This is a genomic window from Streptomyces sp. XM83C (genome assembly GCF_023072675.1).
Lineage (GTDB): Bacteria > Actinomycetota > Actinomycetes > Streptomycetales > Streptomycetaceae > Streptomyces > Streptomyces thermocoprophilus.
This window is the reverse complement of record NZ_JALLGL010000573.1, coordinates 1-1,400: the sequence shown is the minus strand read 5'-3', so window position 1 is coordinate 1,400 and position 1,400 is coordinate 1. Positions and strand designations below refer to the sequence as shown.

The 1,400-nt window shown below is 70.7% G+C and carries 1 protein-coding gene; it reads left to right on the top strand.

Annotation, left to right across the window (positions count from 1 at the left end):
- Positions 1-1,389, top strand: a 1,389-nt coding sequence (locus tag MTQ10_RS30420) for an NF041680 family putative transposase (RefSeq protein ID WP_247473924.1), incomplete at its 5' end; no start/stop codon positions are given.
- Between the last annotated feature and the right edge of the window lie 11 nt (positions 1,390-1,400).

Here is a 1,400-nt window from a genome sequence, read left to right as displayed (position 1 = left end):
CATTCCTGTCTGACCAGGCGTGCGGACGCCCTGTTCGAGCTCGCGGACGCGGTGTTGTGCGCCGATGGTCCAGTCCGGTCGCTGGTGGAACTGTCGCTGGTGGGCGAACACCGTCGCGGGCACGGCGGGCTCTACGACGCTCTGGCCGCGGGCCGGGTCGACGTCGCCCGGCTGCGACGGGCCCTGGCGACGGTGTCGCTGCCGCGGGCGGCGGACGGCCGGCTGGTCCTGGCCGCCGACATCACCTGCTGGCTGCGGCCCAGTGCCCACACCTCACCGCAGCGGATCCTGTGCCACACCTACGGACGGGGCAAGGACCAGCACATTCCCGTTCCCGGCTGGCCCTACTCAGTGATCTGCGCGCTGGAGACCGGCCGCAGTTCCTGGACCGCCCCACTGGACGCCCTGCGTCTGGCACCAGGCGACGACGCCGCCACGGTCACCGCCAGGCAGATGCGTGAGCTGGTCGAGCGGCTGATTGAGGCCGGGCAGTGGAAGGACAGCGACCCGCAGATCCTGATCGTGGTGGACGCGGGATATGACGTGCCCCGCCTGGCCTTCCTGCTGAAGGATCTGCCCGTGCAGGTGCTGGGCCGGATGCGCTCGGACCGCGTCCTGCGCCGTGCGGCACCGCCCCGTGAGCCCGGTGTCCGCGGCCGTCCGCCTCGCCATGGCGGCGAGTTCGTCTTCGGCGACCCGGCCACCTGGAACATCCCGGACGCGCAGACCGTGACCGCGACCCGTCTCTACGGCACCGCGACCGCCCGGGCCTGGGACCGGCTCCACCCGAGACTGACGCACCGCTCGGCCTGGACCGCCCAGCTGGGCGCCCTGCCAGTCATCGAGGGGACCGTGATCCGCCTGCAGGTCGAGCGCCTGCCCAGCGGCGCGACACCGAAGCCGGTATGGCTGTGGTGGTCGGGCACCGACGCCACACCAGCCGACATCGACCTGCTCTGGCAGGCATTCCTGCGGCGCTTCGACATCGAGCACACCTTCCGCCTGTTCAAGCAGACACTAGGCTGGACCTGCCCGAAGATCCGCACCCCCGAGGCTGCCGACCGCTGGACCTGGCTGATCCTCGCAGCGTTCACCCAGCTACGGCTCGCCCGCCCGCTGGCGGCAGACCTCCGCCGGCCGTGGGAGACGCCCAGCCCGCCCGACAGACTCACCCCCGCACGAGTCCGTCGCGACTTCCGGCACATCCGCCCCAAGGCCGCTTGCCCAGCCGGAGCACCGAAATCTTCGCACCCCGGTCCAGGACGCCCGCCAGGAAGCAAGAACACCCGGCCGACTCCACGGCACGACGTCTACACAGCCCGCAAAACAGACACCACGAAACCGAAGGCGAAGAAGTCGACGACCCCACGGCCTCGCCGCACAGGTTAAAGATCAAGCTA